18 protein-coding genes and 2 pseudogenes are annotated in these 18171 nt (G+C 40.4%); 15 read left to right on the top strand and 5 right to left on the bottom strand.

From position 1 onward, the window contains the following. Positions 1–13 precede the first annotated feature (13 nt). On the top strand, positions 14–502 hold the full coding sequence (locus ACIQCO_RS00980) for a phage holin family protein (protein ID WP_400424740.1): 489 nt from the start codon (positions 14–16) through the stop codon (positions 500–502). Continuing rightward, the gene (locus tag ACIQCO_RS00975) at positions 502–1413 is read left to right on the top strand and encodes an N-acetylmuramoyl-L-alanine amidase (protein ID WP_400424737.1); all 912 of its coding nucleotides are present in this window, start codon (positions 502–504) and stop codon (positions 1411–1413) included. Before ACIQCO_RS00980 ends, ACIQCO_RS00975 begins: the two co-directional genes overlap by 1 nt. A 253-nt stretch (positions 1414–1666) precedes the next feature. On the opposite strand, the gene ACIQCO_RS00970 is transcribed toward ACIQCO_RS00975, so the two are convergent. The 5 genes from ACIQCO_RS00970 to ACIQCO_RS00950 all read right to left on the bottom strand — a co-directional run bounded on the left by ACIQCO_RS00970 (position 1667) and on the right by ACIQCO_RS00950 (position 3607). Beyond that, a complete protein-coding gene (locus tag ACIQCO_RS00970; protein WP_400424734.1) occupies positions 1667–2086 on the bottom strand; it encodes a helix-turn-helix domain-containing protein in 420 nt (139 codons plus the stop codon). A gap of 129 nt (positions 2087–2215) precedes the next feature. Beyond that, complete coding sequence (locus ACIQCO_RS00965) at positions 2216–2440, bottom strand: hypothetical protein (protein ID WP_400424731.1); 225 nt, start codon at positions 2438–2440, stop codon at positions 2216–2218. A 104-nt stretch (positions 2441–2544) separates the two neighbouring features. Further along, positions 2545–2799 carry a hypothetical protein gene (locus ACIQCO_RS00960; protein ID WP_400424728.1) on the bottom strand — a complete coding sequence of 85 codons (255 nt, stop codon included), beginning with the start codon at positions 2797–2799 and terminating at the stop codon, positions 2545–2547. Next, complete coding sequence (locus ACIQCO_RS00955) at positions 2796–3410, bottom strand: hypothetical protein (protein ID WP_400424725.1); 615 nt, start codon at positions 3408–3410, stop codon at positions 2796–2798. The genes ACIQCO_RS00960 and ACIQCO_RS00955 overlap by 4 nt, the downstream gene beginning before the upstream one ends. After that, a complete protein-coding gene (locus tag ACIQCO_RS00950; RefSeq protein ID WP_400424722.1) occupies positions 3407–3607 on the bottom strand; it encodes a helix-turn-helix transcriptional regulator in 201 nt (66 codons plus the stop codon). Before ACIQCO_RS00950 ends, ACIQCO_RS00955 begins: the two co-directional genes overlap by 4 nt. A gap of 157 nt (positions 3608–3764) precedes the next feature. Here ACIQCO_RS00950 and ACIQCO_RS00945 point away from each other — a divergent pair, with 157 nt between their 5' ends. From ACIQCO_RS00945 to ACIQCO_RS00890, 13 genes and pseudogenes are all read left to right on the top strand, one after another. Beyond that, on the top strand, positions 3765–3968 hold the full coding sequence (locus ACIQCO_RS00945) for a hypothetical protein (RefSeq protein ID WP_400424719.1): 204 nt from the start codon (positions 3765–3767) through the stop codon (positions 3966–3968). A 90-nt stretch (positions 3969–4058) separates the two neighbouring features. Then, positions 4059–4319, top strand: coding sequence for a hypothetical protein (locus ACIQCO_RS00940; RefSeq protein WP_400424716.1), 261 nt, complete (start codon positions 4059–4061; stop codon positions 4317–4319). Beyond that, a complete protein-coding gene (locus ACIQCO_RS00935; protein ID WP_400424714.1) occupies positions 4316–4567 on the top strand; it encodes a hypothetical protein in 252 nt (83 codons plus the stop codon). Before ACIQCO_RS00940 ends, ACIQCO_RS00935 begins: the two co-directional genes overlap by 4 nt. 229 nt (positions 4568–4796) lie before the next feature. After that, positions 4797–5003, top strand: a complete 207-nt coding sequence (locus tag ACIQCO_RS00930) for a hypothetical protein (RefSeq protein ID WP_400424711.1) — start codon at positions 4797–4799, stop codon at positions 5001–5003. A gap of 542 nt (positions 5004–5545) precedes the next feature. After that, complete coding sequence (locus tag ACIQCO_RS00925; RefSeq protein ID WP_400424709.1) at positions 5546–6931, top strand: APC family permease; 1386 nt, start codon at positions 5546–5548, stop codon at positions 6929–6931. Between the two features lie 186 nt (positions 6932–7117). Further along, positions 7118–7216, top strand: a pseudogene (locus tag ACIQCO_RS28190) (biotin/lipoyl attachment domain-containing protein); the annotation flags it as partial. Positions 7217–7318: 102 nt separating this feature from the next. Beyond that, the gene (locus ACIQCO_RS00920) at positions 7319–9442 is read left to right on the top strand and encodes a sigma 54-interacting transcriptional regulator (protein WP_400424706.1); all 2124 of its coding nucleotides are present in this window, start codon (positions 7319–7321) and stop codon (positions 9440–9442) included. Between the two features lie 176 nt (positions 9443–9618). Then, positions 9619–11112 carry an aldehyde dehydrogenase family protein gene (locus ACIQCO_RS00915; protein ID WP_400424703.1) on the top strand — a complete coding sequence of 498 codons (1494 nt, stop codon included), beginning with the start codon at positions 9619–9621 and terminating at the stop codon, positions 11110–11112. Positions 11113–11198: 86 nt separating this feature from the next. Beyond that, positions 11199–12560, top strand: coding sequence for a putrescine aminotransferase (locus ACIQCO_RS00910; protein ID WP_400424700.1), 1362 nt, complete (start codon positions 11199–11201; stop codon positions 12558–12560). A gap of 20 nt (positions 12561–12580) precedes the next feature. After that, positions 12581–12754 (top strand): annotated as a pseudogene (locus ACIQCO_RS00905) (4-aminobutyrate--2-oxoglutarate transaminase); the annotation flags it as partial. 38 nt (positions 12755–12792) lie between these two features. After that, the gene (locus ACIQCO_RS00900) at positions 12793–14214 is read left to right on the top strand and encodes an NAD-dependent succinate-semialdehyde dehydrogenase (protein ID WP_400425890.1); all 1422 of its coding nucleotides are present in this window, start codon (positions 12793–12795) and stop codon (positions 14212–14214) included. 430 nt (positions 14215–14644) lie between these two features. Next, positions 14645–16219 carry a flavin monoamine oxidase family protein gene (locus ACIQCO_RS00895; protein ID WP_400424697.1) on the top strand — a complete coding sequence of 525 codons (1575 nt, stop codon included), beginning with the start codon at positions 14645–14647 and terminating at the stop codon, positions 16217–16219. Positions 16220–16342: 123 nt separating this feature from the next. Further along, on the top strand, positions 16343–18013 hold the full coding sequence (locus tag ACIQCO_RS00890) for a sigma-54 interaction domain-containing protein (protein WP_400424694.1): 1671 nt from the start codon (positions 16343–16345) through the stop codon (positions 18011–18013). Positions 18014–18171 lie beyond the last annotated feature (158 nt).

The following is an 18171-nucleotide window of genomic DNA, read 5'->3' as shown; positions in this document are numbered from 1 at the left end:
AGGAGAGTGAGTTATGTTTGGAAAATTAACAGATGTTTTTCAAAAAATGGTCATTAATAAAAGTCTTGTGTTGGGGGCTCTCACCGGTACGGTAGGGGCTTTTTTTGATGCTGTATTCGAGGCTAAAGGGTTCGAAAAAATGCACATGTATATAGCAGCCTTGCTGGCAATTGTTGTTGGTCTCGATTACGTCGTAGGGGTTCGCGTTGCAAAGAAAAATGACACATATAAAAGTAGTGTGGGCAACGATGCTGTTATCAGAGATGGGTTAATATTTGCAGTAGTGGCCATGGCGTGGATATTTGACCAGCTGCTCAATACCGGTGCTTTTGTCTTTGCTGTCCTGGCATTTGCTTTTATCTATCACAATTCGCAGTCATTTGCGGCAAATCTATATGTTTTAGGCTGGGACAAGTATTTTCCAATGTGGTTGTTTAAAATCTTGAAATCTGAGATCAACGCAAAAATAAAAAAATATAGCGATAGAGGAGAGGATAAGTAATGAAAATATTTCTTGATGCAGGACACGGTGGTAAAGATAGCGGTGCCGTAGGATTTGGCTTAAAAGAAAAGGATTTGACGTTAACAATCGTAAAAAAAATTGGTAAGTTATTAGCTGATTATGAAGGTGTAGAAGTGCTTTACAGCCGAACGGATGACAGATTTTTAGAGTTATCAGAGCGTGCAGCATTTGCAAATAAAGCAAATGCAGACTTTTGCCAGTCTATCCATATTAATGCGACGCCATCTGGTACCGGGTTTGAATCATTTGTCCATACAAGTGCAAGCGCTAAGTCGATTGCTTACCAAAATGAGATACATCCCGAGATCATGAGAGCTATTGGTGACGTACAGGACCGTGGTAAAAAGAATGCCAACTATGCAATGGTGCGCCAACCTAACATGCCATCTATCCTGACAGAAAGTTTGTTTATCGACAATCCTAATGATAACAAACTATTACAGCAAGATTCATTCTTGGATAAAGTTGCTCAAGGGCATGTCAATGGATACGTTAAAGCATTTGGGCTAAAGAAAAAGGCATCCGTTCAGCCACAAACACAGCCGGTGGTAACAACAAAAAACGGATGGAAAAAGGAAAACGATAAATGGTACTTTTATCAAAACGGCAATAAAAAGACTGGATGGCTCATGGATAAAGGCAGCTGGTACTACCTAGACGGCTATGGCGAAATGCTTACTGGATGGCAGTTCCTAAAAGGTAAATGGTATTATCTTAATCCGAACGGCGATATGCGAATTGGATGGCTACGTGTTAACGACAAGTGGTATTATCTCAATGAGGATGGCAGCATGGGCACCGGTGAGATTACTGTAAAAGGAAAAAAATATATATTGCGGGCGAATGGCTCACTGATTGTTACCACTCCAGATGGCGTGGTCATAGAGTAAATATCAAAGCCCCTTCTCTTAATTGAGAGGGGGCATTAGTAATTTGTTCGGAAGATGAACTATTGGTTTTTATATACAGGTTCGTGTCCATAGACATTTTCTGAATTGATTTTAGACATTTCTCGTGATATTGACTAAGCCCTTTTAATGGATATGCCACTTTCAACAATTTTCTTTCCGTTTTTGCTGATTTCAAATACTTGGTATTTATTCAAATCAAACATCCTTTCTTATTTCACAATATACGTCCAATTTAAAGTTTAATTACATCAAAAGGTTTACCCCAATCAGCGACCATCTCTGATTCATCTTCGATTTCTTCGTAATTATCCACTACATTCCAAACCACGTTGTACTCATTGCCCTCCGCATCGATGCCGACTGCTCGGTAGTATGGTTCTCTTCCTGGCACACCGTCGATGTAGGGGTCCTGAGTTAAAGTGATTTCCTTACCTTCAAATGTTACTGTCATTTTCTTTTCCTCCCTTTTATCGGTTAATCTTTCCATTCCTTCTTTAGTTACGAGCCAAACCTTCCCGCTTTTCCTTGCTTCGTGCGCTTCAAAACGACCACGGTTGCACCATTGCGTTACTGTATTTTCGGATAATCCCCACCTTTCCGCAGCCTCGCGTGAGGTAAAGACGACGAAAAGTGGATTAGTATTTTCTTGCATAAAATCCTCCTTTTTGTTTGTATTGTTTTCATTACATTTAATATACATCTATTTTGTATTGTTTGCAATACATTTATACAAATACTTTTAAAAGTTTCGTTCGACAAAAACAGACAAAACAAAAACCCCTCAATCACGAGGAGTTTCTATCTTTTGCTTTAGTCTATACGTTGCCACTTGCTTTGCCTGTTCCGGTGTGCTGCCGTAGCAGTGCCAAACTGTCCATTGTCCGTCAGATGCTGCGGCCATGTATGTATCTCCATAATCCCACACTACATATTTAATCTTCCCTCTACGATAATAATAAAGCCAGTACCAAAATTCGCGTATCCACCACGGTAATAAAAGCCACATTGATATCTCCTCACCTTCTCAATACAAAATTCGCCATGTTTACATCTGTTCCCTATTCGACTTTATGACTTATTAGTGACAAAAATAAAAAGCCCACAAAGGGCTTAAAAAGGTAAATCCTCACTTTCAGCAATTGCCTTTAAATGCTCGTGCTTTTCTAGATCCTTCACCAGCTGTGTTATGTCCTGGTTACCTTCCACAATCACTTTCTCCAATTCTACATGGTAGGACATATCCTTTTTGATTTGTTTCCAAAATTGTAGAGCCACATATTCAGGCTTTTTACCTCGCGGTTGAAAGGATCCTTTTTGATACATCCTACTGGCACCGATGTAATGTATCTCGATTATAATTGTCATCTCCCGAATATCCCGATCATAAGGGCCATAACTGCCCATATAGTTCCGAGGATCCTGTAGGGATTGTTGAGTTTTTTCCAAAAAACGGGTGTCATTATATAAGGCACAAAGATCCACCCCAGGACTTTTAATACCTGATTATTTTTTACAGGATCCTTTGAATGCTTTTCTTTAGTCTTATAGACAACAGGTTCGCTAAAAGTGCCCCGCAGAAATACTTCATAATATTGTCCATCCATTTTTACTAAAGATTCTTGGCCGTTCGAAAAATAGATAGCAACAAGCATTTCTTTTGAAGTAACTTCTTTTGTAATTGATTTATTTTTGCCCTTAGCTGTGGTAACCCCGGCACCTGCTCCAATCAGTGTACCGATGCCTGGCGCAATTGCCGTACCGATAACCGCACCAACAGCTCCTTTAGTGCCGGCACCGATCATGCTCTTTTTAGTATTACCTTTTGTGGTGCTGGTAGTGCTGCTATCCTCGGTCATGATTTCGTAGCGCTCCACAGTCTCTTTATTGATGTGGAAGTCGCCAATAAACATCCTACCCTTTAACACTTTGATTTTTTGTCCTTCGTAGGCCCCAGCGATTATTTTATTTATGTTCATTCTTCTTCCCCCTTAATTAAATCATCTATTTTTATATTAAGTACACGCGCTAAGTAAGCGGATTGTATTAAATCGGGTTGGGTTTCATTTTTTACCCACCTGGAAAAGGTCTGATCAGATACTCCGATTTGTTTCGCTACATATTTTTGTATTAATCCTCTTTCCTTTACCCAATATTTAATTCTGTTATAAAACATATGTATTCACCCACTTCTACTTTACCTATTCTAGACATTTTTGTTTTTTCCTTTGAAAAATTTTGAAAATAATTATAAACAAAAATATACATTTTAATTGTCATAAAACAGTATTACCGCTAATACCATATAGTAAATAAGCAAAGGAGGGATAAAGTTGAGTAAAAATAAAGTAGTTAAACCTGTTTCCCTAAATACTACGAAAGAGGAGGATGCCAAAATTTTAAGCTTTATTGCTAACTTGAATTTCAGTGGTTATGTAAAGGAATTGATTTTGGCTGATATTGACAAGAGAAACCAGCCGCTTAGAATCGTTCAAAAGAGTCAAAATGGGGGGATTAAGATTGTTGTGGGTAAGTAATACCCCTCCTCCATCCACAAGTGATGTGTAACACTGTAACACGGTTGACGCTGTCAATTGTCATGACGATTGGAAAGGGGATACGAAAGTATGATAGAAGGGAAAGGGTTAGGTGGAAAGAGAATCAATCGAATCAACGCATCGTTTACCAATAAAGAAGATGGAGATATACAAAAGTTGGCTACAGCCTGCAATATGAAACCTGCAGAGTTGGTATGGATATTATCTAGACGATGCCTGTATGATCCTGTAATTGTGGATGAGATGCAGAAGGAATATTGTACGCAATCAGCATATAAAATTGTCCTAGTAAATGGAGAGTATATATTAAGGGGGCGCGAGGACCTATGATATGGAGCAGTTTTATCATGGGCGGGATGACCGTTTTAATGACCTACGCTTTATTTTCAAGTGATCGTGACGAAGAAGATGAACTGGATCCAGAAGAAGTAGACAATATTGTAGTTAACGATTTTTCAGGCCGTCATGTTACATTATCTTGTCAGACCTGCAGGAAACTAAAAAAGCACAAAGAAGTTGAGCAGAATTTATATCAATGTACTAAGTGTAAAAGGCATGTGGACTTAAGAGCATCGTAAAGTAATTTTGATTCAAAAATTAATTTTGCACATATTTTGCATTTAGCGTTTAGGTTACATAGGTAGGGTGCAGTCATATCAACGTTTTGTTGAGTTGAGTATGAGAGCCACGCAGTCCCGCCAATTTTGAGGCTAATAATACATATTTAACCGCACGGTGAATTTTTTACCCGTGCGGTTTTTACCATTTTAATGAATAAATTTGCTCTTTGGCTTGTGAAACTTTTATGTGGAACAAGTTATTCGGGGTGTGACAGGCACTGTGCCATGGACGGAGATAATGCAGGATGAAAATGTTGACATGAAGGATCGGCTTCGGTCGTCTGAATATATCGCTAAAACAAATGGTGCATTTGTAAAGAAAAAGGAATTAAAAGCTGCACTTGACGGTAAAATTATTTTCGGATTTGAAGATCCTACAATAGATGATAGTTAATAGAATAGGCTGTAAAGTTAATATTAATATAAATTACAATAAATGTTAATCGGAAAGCATTGTTATACCTTTATGTATGTAAATGGAATCTCACTGCTTTTTTGTATTATCAAAATTAATATCAATGAACTTTGAGAATTGTCCAGCGCAAGTGCCCTTCGCTCTCCACCCTACGATAAGTCAACATCGGGCAGCAAAGCTCACCGTGTTTCCAATACTCACTTGGAACACTCCAGGCCATACGCTGCTGATCAGGGCGCTTGCGCTGTTCTTGTGCCGTGCCGGAAGGTTATGCAATTTTGATTAGCTTATTCAGGTTCTCATAAAATGACGTCTTGAAGAATTTCTATTTGGATGCAAGAAAGGAGAAATAGCATGGATTGAAGGGCAGCTTACATTTTTATAATGGGTAAGTTTAGATTGGTATGAAAATTGCAACTATTATAAATAATCTGATTCAAGTTTAAAATGATGGGAGGAACTAAACGAAAAATTCTCTTCATAAAAGGTAAATTGTAAGCACTTTCAAATGGAGCTGATAAATGAATATAGTGACTAAAGGAGAATTGATTGAATTGGAGAATACTACTCTTAAACGTTCACTTGGACTCTGGGCAATCGTTATGCTTGGTTTAGGATATATGACACCAACGATTGTGTTTGATACATTTGGAATCGTATCTAAAGAAACAAATGGTGTGGTACCGCTCGCGTATCTAGCGGCACTGGTTGTGATGTTGTTTACGGCGATTAGCTACGGGAAAATGGTACAAGTATTTCCAAGTGCGGGTTCCGCCTACACCTATACAAGAGAAACGATGAGTCCGCATCTTGGCTTCATTGTCGGCTGGGCAGCGCTGCTTGATTACATTTTACTTCCGATGGTAAACGCCTTAATTATTCGGATTTATATGGTATCGGTATTTCCGGATGTTCCGGCATGGATTTGGGTTGTCGGTTACGTTGCCGCAGTCACAGCTATTAATGCATGGAGTATGGGAAAAACATCCAGTTTAAACTCATTGCTGGTAATTTTTGAGGTCGTTCTGATTGCAGCTTTTATTGTCCTAGCATTTCTCCAGCTTTCCAAAGGGATGGGCCAAGGAACCATTTTCACAACAGAACCGATTTTCCATTCCAACGTCCACCTTGGAGCCATTTTGACGGGAGCAACAGTGGTTTGTTTCTCGTTTATTGGATTTGATGCTGTCACGATGTATGCGGAGGAAGCGATTGATCATAAAATAATGCCTAAAGCGATTATGTTGACGGTTTTTATTGGCGGCGCAATCTTCTTCATTTGCAGCTATTTTGCCCAAGCCTTATTTCCGGATGTTTCAGGTTTCAAGGTAACCGATGATACGTTACCGGAAATTGGCTTGTTTGTCGGTGGTACAATCTTTAAGTTGATTTTCCTTTCGGGGGCCTTTGCGGCAACAGTGGCTTCGGGACTTGCCTCCCATGCGAGTGTATCAAGGCTTTTGTATGTTATGGGAAGAAATGGTGTCCTGCCGAAAAAGGCCTTCGGCTACGTTCATCCAAAATACCGGACTCCGGTTTTCAATGTAATCCTCGTTGGAGTTGTATCACTGCTTGCTATTGCTCCGAGCCTAGAGTTAATTTCTTCCTTTATTAACTTTGGTGCTCTTATAGCGTTTACCTTTGTTAACTTATCGGTTATAGCGCATTTCGTCTTCCGTTTGAAAAAATACAAAACACCAAAGGATATTTTCTCTTACCTTATCATGCCAATTCTTGGTGCCGGTTTAACGGGAATTCTATGGTATAACTTACAAGCCGATGCACTCTTCGGGGGGATCGTTTGGATTGTGATCGGTGTCGTTTATATGGTTTTCCAGACAAAATTCTTTAAAATCAAAATTGCCGATTTAAATATTGATGATGCTGAAAAAACTTCATCGCTCTAAATTGGAATCCTACACAATTATGAAAGTTACCAGAGCCGGGCTTGATGCCTGGCTTTTTTGCTGTTTAGAAGGGTGGTCAGGAGGTTGTGAGTAATACGGTGAAGTGACAAGTAAATCGGCAAATCCGACGAGTAAAATGGAAAAGTAGAGGAGTAAACTCACCATTTAGACATAAATGTCAAAAGGGAAGTAGAATCGTTGGAAGTTCAGGAGGACGATAAGGTTATTCCTAGGATGGTACTTGCCTATATTAAGGAAGATATGTTTATTGCGGGAAGTAATTAAGACGTAAGGTCCCCTCCCTTCCTCTTTTTTTTGGATATTATTTCAAAAATTCTGAATTAAGTGGTAGTATTAGAGTGACAAGGTTTTAAGGGGGAAGTAGTGATGTTTTCCGTGGCGAAAGAAAAAATAAAGCCAATTATATCAGTGGCAGTGGATGAAAGTGAAGGGATTTTGCGCTCGACCTTAAGTAACCTTAAAGAACCATTTTTATTTTTAAAAAAAGAAAATCATTTATTTGCCTATGTGGTAATGGGGAAACTTGAAAAAGCGTCTTCATCGGTTGAACGCCTGCTTGAACACGCAAAGCCGCTCGAAAGTATCTGCCATCTCAATGAACATATTTCCTTGCCCGTTTTGTTTCAAATTATCGGGGAACCGTTTGCGATGATCAAGGGTGAGGATGAAAAACTCTTAGGTTACATTCGCAGAGAAGATGTTCTGGCAGAGCTTTTTAAACAGGAGAATAAAAGTGTCGACTTACTTAAAATCATACTTACCTCGATTCCGATGGGGATGTTTATTTTAGACAAAGAAAAACGAATCATTAATTGCAATGAGGCTGGTTTAAAAATGATTAAATCGACAGCAGAGAAGGTGTTAAATTTCCCCGCTGATACTATATTTAGCAGCGAACACATTAACAAAGTGTTTTCAAGCGGAAAGACGCTTCTTAATCACCTTGAAATAACCAATGGAATGGGGGTTCTCGTCGACTATAGTCCCATTTTGAACTACGAAAACGAAGTGGACGGGATTATCATTGTTGTGCAGGATTTGCCAATGATCGAGGAAATGGCGCTTGAAATTGAATATATAAAAGACTTGAATAAGGACTTAAACGCGATTCTTTCAAGTATTTATGATGAAATTCTAGTGGTGAATGCTAAAGGTGAACTGATTCGATTCAGTGAAAATATCATTCGGGATTTTTGGAATGTGGATTTAAATGAGCTAATTGGGAAAAACATTCTTGAACTTGAGGACTGTGGACTTTTTACTCCATCTGTCACAAGGCTCGTCATGGAAAAAAAGAAAAAGGTTTCCGTTGTCCAAGAGACACATAACGGCCGAAAAATACTTGCTGTTGGGAATCCTGTGTTTAATGAAAAAAATCAACTGGACCGGATTATCATCGCTTCACGCGATATTACCGAAACTACACGGCTGAAAAGCGAACTGCAGGAAATCAAAAAAATATCCGAACAATATAAGAAAGAATTAGATGATTTTAAGAGCAAGGACCGTTTTTTTAAAAAGTTGATTTATTGCAGTCCAAAAATGGAGAAAATCATGAATCAAGTAAGGAAAATTGCCGACTTTTCTTCGACCGTCCTGCTGCACGGAGAATCAGGGGTCGGAAAAGAGGTAATTGCCCAAGCGATTCATCAATTAGGGAAGCGCTCTCAAATGCCATTCCTGAAATTAAATTGCGGCGCGATCCCGGAAAATCTGCTTGAAAGTGAATTGTTTGGCTATGCGAAGGGTGCTTTTACAGGGGCCGATAAAAATGGAAAAGACGGTTATTTCAAACAGGCGGATGGAGGCATCCTGTTTCTCGATGAAATCGGTGAAATGCCTGTCCATTTGCAGGTAAAGCTACTGCGCGTCCTTCAGGAGCAGGAATTCATCCCTGTTGGCAGTACAACGACTACAAAAGTTAATATACAAATCATCGCGGCAACGAATAAAAATTTAGCGAAAATGGTGGAGGAAGGAAAGTTTCGGGAAGATTTATATTACCGCTTAAATGTCATTCCAATCTATATTCCGGCGCTAAGGGAGCGGACGGAGGACATTTCCCTGCTGGCATTTCATTTTCTTCAACAGCTGAATGAAAAATATGACCGAAAGTATCATTTAACCCCTGACGCCATTAATGTGCTTGAATTTTACCCATGGCCGGGTAATGTGAGGGAGCTTCAAAATATCATTGAAAGGTCGGTAGTGACCGCAGACCATACGGCAATTGATGCCGAATTTGTCAGTCAATTTTTATCATTAAGTTATGAACATAAAAAAATGAAGCCTGTGATTACCCGAGTGATTCCGCTCCAGGATGCCATCGATCATGTGGAGGAGCAGCTAATTATCATGGCGATGAACCAGTACAAAACAACGACAAAAGCAGCAAAAGCTTTAGGAATCAGCCAGTCCTCCGTCAGCAGAAAGTTTCAAAAAATAGTGACGGAGAAAAATAGAAAACTTGAAAACATGTCTACACTGTAATTCAAAGCTGTTTCAGATTTTTGAGACAGCTTTTGCTATGCATTGAGAAATAGGGTAATGCAATATTGAATAGTATTCATCGTCATTTTTACAAAAGACGCTATTTTGCTAGCTTTAAGAGTTGGCATGCTTTTTGCATTAATTGTTAGTGAGGGTGAATAAAGGAGGAATTTAAAATGGTAGAGATCAAAAAGCGTGTTGTTAACATTAAGATGTTTATTGATGGTGAGTGGAAGGATGCCGAAAATCTACAAACACGCCCAGTGATAAATCCTGCAAATGGAGAAGTGATTTCCTATGCCCCTGAAGGGACTGTAGCGGATGCTCGTGCGGCTATTTATGCGGCGCGCCATGCCTTTGAAGCTGGTGTTTGGTCAGGGATTTCCGCACAGGAAAGAGCCTCTTATTTATTCAAAATTGCTGACAAAATTGATGAATATGCTGCAGAGCTAACTGAACTCGAAACAATGGATAATGGGAAACCATTACGGGAAGCGGGTTTTGATGTCGCAGATGCGGCTGCATGTTTCCGCTATTATGCAGGACTGATTACGGCGCCTGATGGCCAGACCTACCATGTTGCCGATCCTATGCAGGCAATGGTTGTCCGGGAGCCTATTGGTGTATGTGGTTTGATTGTTCCTTGGAACTATCCGCTGTTAATGAGTGTTTGGAAAATTGCCCCAGCACTTGCAGCAGGAAATACGATTGTCTATAAACCATCTGAAGTAACCCCCATTACTCCGAAAAAGTTGTTTGAAATTCTTGAAGAAGTAGGGTTACCAAAAGGGGTTGCCAATATGGTGATGGGTGCTGGTCCTGTGGTCGGAAATGAAATCGCTTCCCATCCGGAAGTCGATATGGTCTCGTTTACAGGCGGTACTAAAACAGGCAAGCATATCATGAAAACAGCTGCCGATACGATGAAAAAGGTATCGCTCGAATTAGGCGGTAAATCACCGAATATTATTTTTGCTGATATGGATCTTGAATTAGCGGTCGATTATGCCTTGTTTGGTATTTATGCCGGTTCCGGTCAAGTATGTTCAGCGGGATCAAGAATTCTTGTTGAGGAAAGTGTATACGATCAATTTGTTAACCGATTTGTTGAACGGGCAAGGAAAATCCAAGTTGGCACAGGCAATGACTCGTCCACGGAAATGGGCCCGCTTGTGAGCGAACAGCATTTGGAAAAAGTGCTTCATTATATTGAACTTGGAAAACAGGAAGGGGCCACGCTTGCTTGCGGTGGAAATCGAATCGTACGAGATGGCTTGGATAAGGGCTACTTTGTCGAACCGACTGTTTTCATTGATGTGAAGCAAAAAATGAGAATTGTGCAAGAGGAAATCTTCGGACCGGTTGTCGTCATTCAAAAGTTCAAGGATGAAGAGGAGGCGATAAAACTTGCAAACGGAACCGTATATGGGTTAGCCGGTGCTGTTTTTACGAATGATGGCGCCAAAGCGTTACGGGTCGTTAAAAAGCTGCGTGCAGGGATTACATGGGTGAATTCCTATCATCCTACGTATAACGAAGCACCTTGGGGCGGCTATAAACAAAGCGGGGTTGGCCGAAGTCTTGGAACATTTGGACTCGAGGAATTCCAAGAGATTAAACAGATTAATATCAATTTGCAAGTCGAACCAGTTGGCTGGTTTTCAAACTAAAAGCTGATGTACGGTTTAGCAGCATGCACTAGCCCGCGCATAGGAAGCTGGAGCTAGACAAATTAATCACTAGGAGGAACAAGTCTATGAGAATGGATATAGATAATAAGCAAAAACAACAAGTAACTGAATATATTAATAAGGTTCTAGAGTTAATAGAAAAAGAGGAAATTAATGAAGCAGAAGCAGCATGGATTACGAAGGAAACGGTGGATGGTTTCCGCGAACACGTAAATCCAGGATTCCTTGAATACCGTAAAACCGTTACGGAGGGCGGTCAATTTGCGGCAGTCGAATGGTCGGATAATGGCTCCTGTTTTAAGGATGTAAATGGTAAAGAGTATATCGATTGTCTCGGCGGCTTTGGCATTTATAATGTAGGGCACCGCAATCCGAAGGTTGTTAAAGCGGTAACGGATCAGTTAAAACGGCAGGCCCTTCATAGCCAGGATTTACTTGATCCACTGCGGGCAATGCTGGCAAAAATTTTAGCGGACATTACCCCTGGCGATTTGAAGTATGCGTTTTTTACTAATAGCGGGACAGAAAGTGTCGAGGCTGCTCTTAAACTGGCAAAAATGTACAGCGAGCGAACGACATTTATTTCGACAACACGGGCCTTTCACGGAAAAAGCTTAGGTTCATTGTCAGGAACGGCAAAAGGAATGTTCCGTAAACCATTCCTGCCATTAATTCCAGGCTTCCGTCATGTGCCATTTGGCGATATCGACATGATGCGGAAAACATTCGAGGTATGTACAGCAGTTGGGGAAGATGTGGCAGCCGTTATTTTAGAGCCAATTCAAGGGGAAGGCGGAATCATCCTGCCTCCGGAAAACTATTTAAAACTAGTTCGCGAGCTTTGTGATCAATACGGATCATTGTTAATTTTTGATGAAGTGCAGACAGGTATGGGACGAACTGGAAAAATGTTTGCAGCTGAGTTGTATGATGTGGTTCCGGATATTATTTGTCTTGCCAAGGCGTTTGGCGGCGGTGTGATGCCTGCCGGGGCAATTGTCGCCAGAGAAGAGGTATTCAAAAGCTGGTTTCCGAATCCATTCATGCATACGACAACTTTTGGGGGAAATCCACTGGCATGTGCTGCTGCAATTGCGACAATTGGCGTGCTAATCGAAGATGATTTACCGGAAAGGGCCGGGGAAGTTGGCGCTTATTTCCTAGAAGAGTTGAAGCAGGCTTCAAAGGGTCATGAAGATAAAGTTCAGGAAATCCGCGGCCAAGGCTTAATGATTGGCATCGAATTCCACCAGGATGAAATCGGCTATGAAGTATCAAAGGGAATGTTTGACCACGGCATCCTTGTGGCAGGTACGCTGATTAACTCGAAGACCATACGCATCGAGCCTGCACTGACGATTTCTTATGATGAGGTTGATAAGGTGGTTAGCACGTATAAAGAGGTATTGAGGAATGTGAATTTATAGAAGAGAGCCATGTCAAGGCGGCAGGTGAGCGTGGTCTCATGTTACTTAGCGCCGGGCTTTATGGCAATGTCATACGCCTCCTTATGCCGTTAACCATCACAGATGACCAGCTTGAAGAAGGATTACAAATTCTTGAGGAAGCAGTGGAAATCATTTATCAAAATAATTCTGCATTATTGGTCGGGGGGGAATAAAAGTGGATGTCATCAAGCAAAATTATCAAATCTATCCGATGTATCTAAATGGCGATTGGGTTGGCAGTGGCTATGAAGTTTTTACCGAAATTATCAATCCCGCAACAAAAGAAGTGATTGGCGCTATACCAACGGGCGGCGCCTATGAAGCAAAGCAGGCCGTCGATGCGGCCCATAAAGCTTTCAAAATCTGGTCAAAAAAGACTGCTGAAGAGCGCTATCACCTTCTGATGAAATGGTTTTATTTAATAGAAGAAAACAAGCAAGAAATTGCTCGGATTATGACGATTGAGCAAGGAAAGCCATTAAAAGAGGCACTTGGAGAGGTTCAATACGCGAATGGTTTTATCTGCTGGTATGCGGAAGAAGGTAAACGGGTATACGGTGAAACGATTCCAGCCTCCCATCCCAATAAGAGAATACTTGTTAGGAAGGAACCGGTTGGTGTCATTGCGGCGATTACTCCGTGGAACTTCCCGGCAGCAATGATTACAAGAAAAGTAGCGCCAGCACTCGCAGCTGGATGCACTGCTGTAGTAAAACCAGCAAACCAAACGCCGCTAACGGCTTTAAAAATGGCGGAGCTTGCACATGAGGCGGGGATTCCTGCAGGTGTATTTAATGTGATTACGGGGCGGTCCTCAGAAATAGGCGATGTATGGCTGAAAGATCCACGCGTAACTAAGGTTACCTTTACAGGTTCAACCGAGGTCGGCAAAAAGTTGATGCGCGGCGCCGCTGAAAATGTAAAAAAGGTATCACTAGAGCTTGGCGGAAATGCCCCGTTTATAGTCATGGATGATGCCAATCTAGAGAAGGCCGCTGTCGGACTTGTCCAATCGAAATTCCGCAATGCCGGTCAGACTTGCATTTGTACGAATCGTGTGTATGTGCAGGAAAATGTAGCCGATAAATTCATTAAGCTTTTTCAAGCGGAATTAGAAAAGCTAAAGGTGGGTAACGGGCTTGAAGAAGGAACCGATATCGGGCCATTGATTGATAAAGCAGCCTATAAAAAGGTGGAGGGAATTGTTAAGGATGCACTGAAAAAAGGTGGAAAGGTCACATACAGCGGACTTAAACCTGCAGATGCCAACGGCTATTTCTACGTCCCGACCATTTTGACCGATATTCACGATGAGATGGAATGCATGAGGGATGAGATTTTTGGCCCGCTCGCGCCAATCTCAACCTTCAAAACGGAAGAGGAAGTCATCGAACGGGCTAACAATTCCAGTTACGGCTTGGCGGCCTATGTCTATACGGACAATTTAAGCCGCTCCTTCAGAATCATGGAGCAGCTGGAGTACGGAATTATTGGCTTAAATGATGCCCTGCCATCAGTCGTTCAAGCCCCATTTGGCGGCTACAAAGAGAGCGGTCTTGGCCGTGAAGGCGGGCACTACGGAATTGAAGAGTTTTTAGAAGTAAAGTATATATCGGTTGGGTTAGATATGTAAAAAACTAAATATAGCATATTTTGAAAAAGTAGCTGCCTAATTCGAACTATGAGCGAAGCGGCAGCTCTTGAATTTCTAAGAGATTGTGGACAATTTAAAGTGTATTACAAGCAACTTTTCGGAATTGAAGTAAAATCTTTTGTTACAGAAGATAAACATTTTAAGAAGGTAAAAAATATGTGTAACCAATTTCATTCCAATGGAATCTACCGTTAATAAATATGAAGCAGTCATTGCGACTGTTTTTCTTAATGCGTTAATATAAGATGTTTAAGAAAAGCAATATACATTTAATAATGCCTATCCAGCGAGATACAAAGAAGGCGCAAGGTTCTTCATGTGAGCGTTTTTTTAGCCGAAGTTTGTCTTAAATAATATTTTAAATATAAATAATGCAAAATTATTTAATACAAAGAAAGGATGATAATCTATGGCTCATACCCGTTTGTTTGAAGATCTTATCAAAGCAGTGTCACTAGCTAAAAATAATGACCAGGAAGGAGAGCAAAATAAAGTATCTAGGAGAGATTTTTTGGCTAAAGCGGCAGTCACTGGAACAGCACTCATGCTTCCAAGTTTTGTTTGGAGCACGGTTACCACTGCCGCACAAAGGTCATTAGCCCCACGGATTGTTATAATTGGTGCGGGGCTTGCGGGTTTGACCTGCGGATATCGCCTTAAACAAGCTGGATACAACACACAAATATATGAGGCATCAAATCGGTTGGGCGGAAGATGCTGGACATTAAGAGATTATTTCGAGCAAGGGCAAATCGCCGAGCATGGTGGAGAACTAATCGATCAAGAACATAAGGAGATACGGCAGCTTGTCCAAGAACTGGGGCTGAAATTAGATAATCTTGTCCAAGCAGAGCCCAATGACACAAAAATAATAAGTTACATCAATGGAAGTCCCTACACATTTAAACAAGCTACGGACGATATTAAAGGAATATGGCAGCAGATTCACGGTGATTTGGTTGCAGCAGGGTATCCGACCACGTATAAAAGCTATACGAAAAGAGGCTGGGATCTTGATCATATATCAATCCTTGATTGGATAAGAAAGTACGTTCCAGGAGGTGTAAATTCAAACCTCGGAAAGTTGCTGGATATTGCGTACAATATCGAGTACGGTGCCGATTCAAGCGAACAAAGCGCTTTGAATTTGATTTATTTACTAGCATTCTCAGGGCAGGGACAAATGAGATTATTCGGGCCTTCCAACGAAAAGTACCGTGTACGCGGAGGAAATGATCAAATTGTAAGTTTATTAGCCCAACAACTGGAAAGCCAAATCCAGCTAAATTCAGAATTAACCTCTATTAAACTTTCAAAGGACAATACTTATATACTGACGTTTAAAAAAGATTCAGGCTATGTTGATGTAATAGCCGATCAAGTCGTTGTTGCCATCCCATTTTCAAAGTTGCGAAATGTGGATTATTCAAAAGCGAATTTTAAGCCAGTAAAACAGATTGCCATTCAAGAATTGCAAATGGGAACAAACACAAAGTTACAGGTTCAATTTACGAAACGATATTGGCAGCAATTCAATTGCAATGGAGATACTATTTCTGATACGGGTTATCAAAATACCTGGGAAGTTTCAAGATCTCAATCTGGTGATTATGGGATTTTAGTTAACTATACAGGTGGGAAAATCGCAGCGAAAAAAAGTAACTGGACCAACCCGATAAATGCAGCCAATCAATTTTTAAATCAACTGGAACCAGTGCTGCCGGGTATTACCAATACGATGAATAAAAAGGTGGTACCAACAATTGATTATTGGACGGGAAACCCGTATACCTTAGGTGCTTACTCCTATTGGGGAGTTGGACAGTATACGAAATTTGCTGGAGTAGAAGGAGAGCCTGAAGGAAACTGTTATTTTGCGGGGGAACATACTTCAATTGATTTCCAAGGCTTTTTAAATGGTGCCGTAGAATCCGGGCAGCGCACTGCACAAGAAATACTTAAATATATTAAGATTACTAAATAATATAAAGTAGTTCCAAGTTGAATTTAGAAGTATGGATATGCTCCATGAATCATAGGACTCCACCGTAATTAAAGAGGTATTTATTGAAATAAACCCATTTCTAGTTTAATTAGGAGGAAATTTATGCTAGAACGGAGCCCATCGGTATTAACTTGGAAGTTTATGACAAGGGTATTTCAACATTTTAAGGAAGGGGTCATTATAATAGATCCCGAGGGAGAAGTGCTTATTTTAAATACAGCTGCAAGGAAAATGTTGGAGATTGATCATGCCGTTCATACCATAAAAGAGCTGCCAAGTGAGATTCAACATATGTGGGAACATCGTCACCAGCGTTTCTCCAATATGCATGCTCTTGAAGTTGAAGTGGATGTAATCCCTGGTTTTGGTGACGGTATGGCACTCATAATGAGAAAACCGAACCAATCTATACCAAAAGGGCAGGTAGGGAATCAAGATGAATTCCAGGTACTGATGGATTTATCCGTTGATGACATCATGATTGCAGATGGACAAGGTAAAATCCTTCGAGTCAATGATCGGTGTGAACAGTACTATAATTGTTCGAAGGAGCAATTGATTGGTAGAAATGTACGGGATTTAGAGTCTGAAGGAGTTTTTTTTCCTTCTGCCATCTCCCTGGCTATCGGGAAAAAAGAAAACATTACTATTCTTCAGGAAACGGTTAATAGAAAGCGTCTACTCGTGCAAGTTAATATCCTATGGGAGAAAAACGGCGAAATCAGCCGCCTGATTTGTACCTCAAAAGACATTTCAACGATACACCTTCAATCCATCCTTCCATCCTTACAAAGTCATCTTGACTTTATAGAGTTTCTAAGACAGGAGAATTTCGTCATAAAGAGTGGGAGAATGAGGACCTTTTTCAAATTTGCTTCGAAAGTCGCTCAAACAGATTCTACCATTTTGCTATTGGGAGAGTCGGGGAATGGAAAATCGGAACTGGCAAGGCTTATTCATAAAATGAGCAAAAGACAACATCAACCATTCATTTCTATAAACTGTGCCGCAATACCTGAAACGCTAATGGAAAGTGAAATGTTTGGTTATGTGGAAGGGGCTTTTACGGGTACAAAACGCCAAGGAAAGAAGGGTTTTTTTGAGCAGGCAAACGGAGGAACGATTTTTCTAGATGAAGTAGCGGAACTTCCCTTGTCACTTCAAGCAAAACTTTTGCACGTTCTTCAGAATAAATCTTTTTACCGCGTTGGCGGTTCTGATCTCATTCAGGTTAATATTAGGGTGATGGCTGCTACAAATCACAATTTAGAAGAATTAGTCGAAAGTGGAAAATTTAGAAAAGATCTTTATTATCGACTTCATGTCATTCCATTAGCGGTTCCAACATTAAGAGAACGCCCAGAGGATATTATCCCTCTCCTTCTAACAACATTAGAGATGTTAAATGCTAGAGAAGGTGTTGAGAAGCAATTTTCAACTGACGTGTTGTCTTTATTAAGCAGATATCACTGGCCTGGGAATGTAAGAGAGTTGCAAAATATGGTAGAGTGGTTATATATTGCTTCCGAAGGAGAAAACATAGAAGTAGATGCGCTGCCGTCTAAAATTAAAGAGTCGCTCCTTGGCATTAGTGAGGAATTGCCGATTATTATTAAAAAGATTATTCCTTTAAAAGATGCAATCGACTTGGTTGAAAAAGAATTAATCAAAAAAGCACAAACGATGGTAACAAGCACCTATAAAATTGCTGATCTTTTAAAAATTAATCAATCTACGGTAGTTCGAAAGTTAAACAAAATGGATATGTTATAATGCTTTGCGGTATTATTGCTAATGCACAGTAAAAGAGACGTCCACTATGCCTTTCGCATACGTTTTATTATTTTCATGATGTGGAAACGCATTAAAAAACTATTACAATATTAAGATATAAAGCACAAAATCCCCAAGGATTCTGTGTTTTTTTATTT

The sequence above is a fragment of the Neobacillus sp. NPDC093127 genome (assembly GCF_044754175.1).
Lineage (GTDB): Bacteria > Bacillota > Bacilli > Bacillales > Cytobacillaceae > Neobacillus.
Note: the sequence above shows the minus strand (reverse complement) of the source record. Positions and strands in the feature narration are given on the sequence as shown.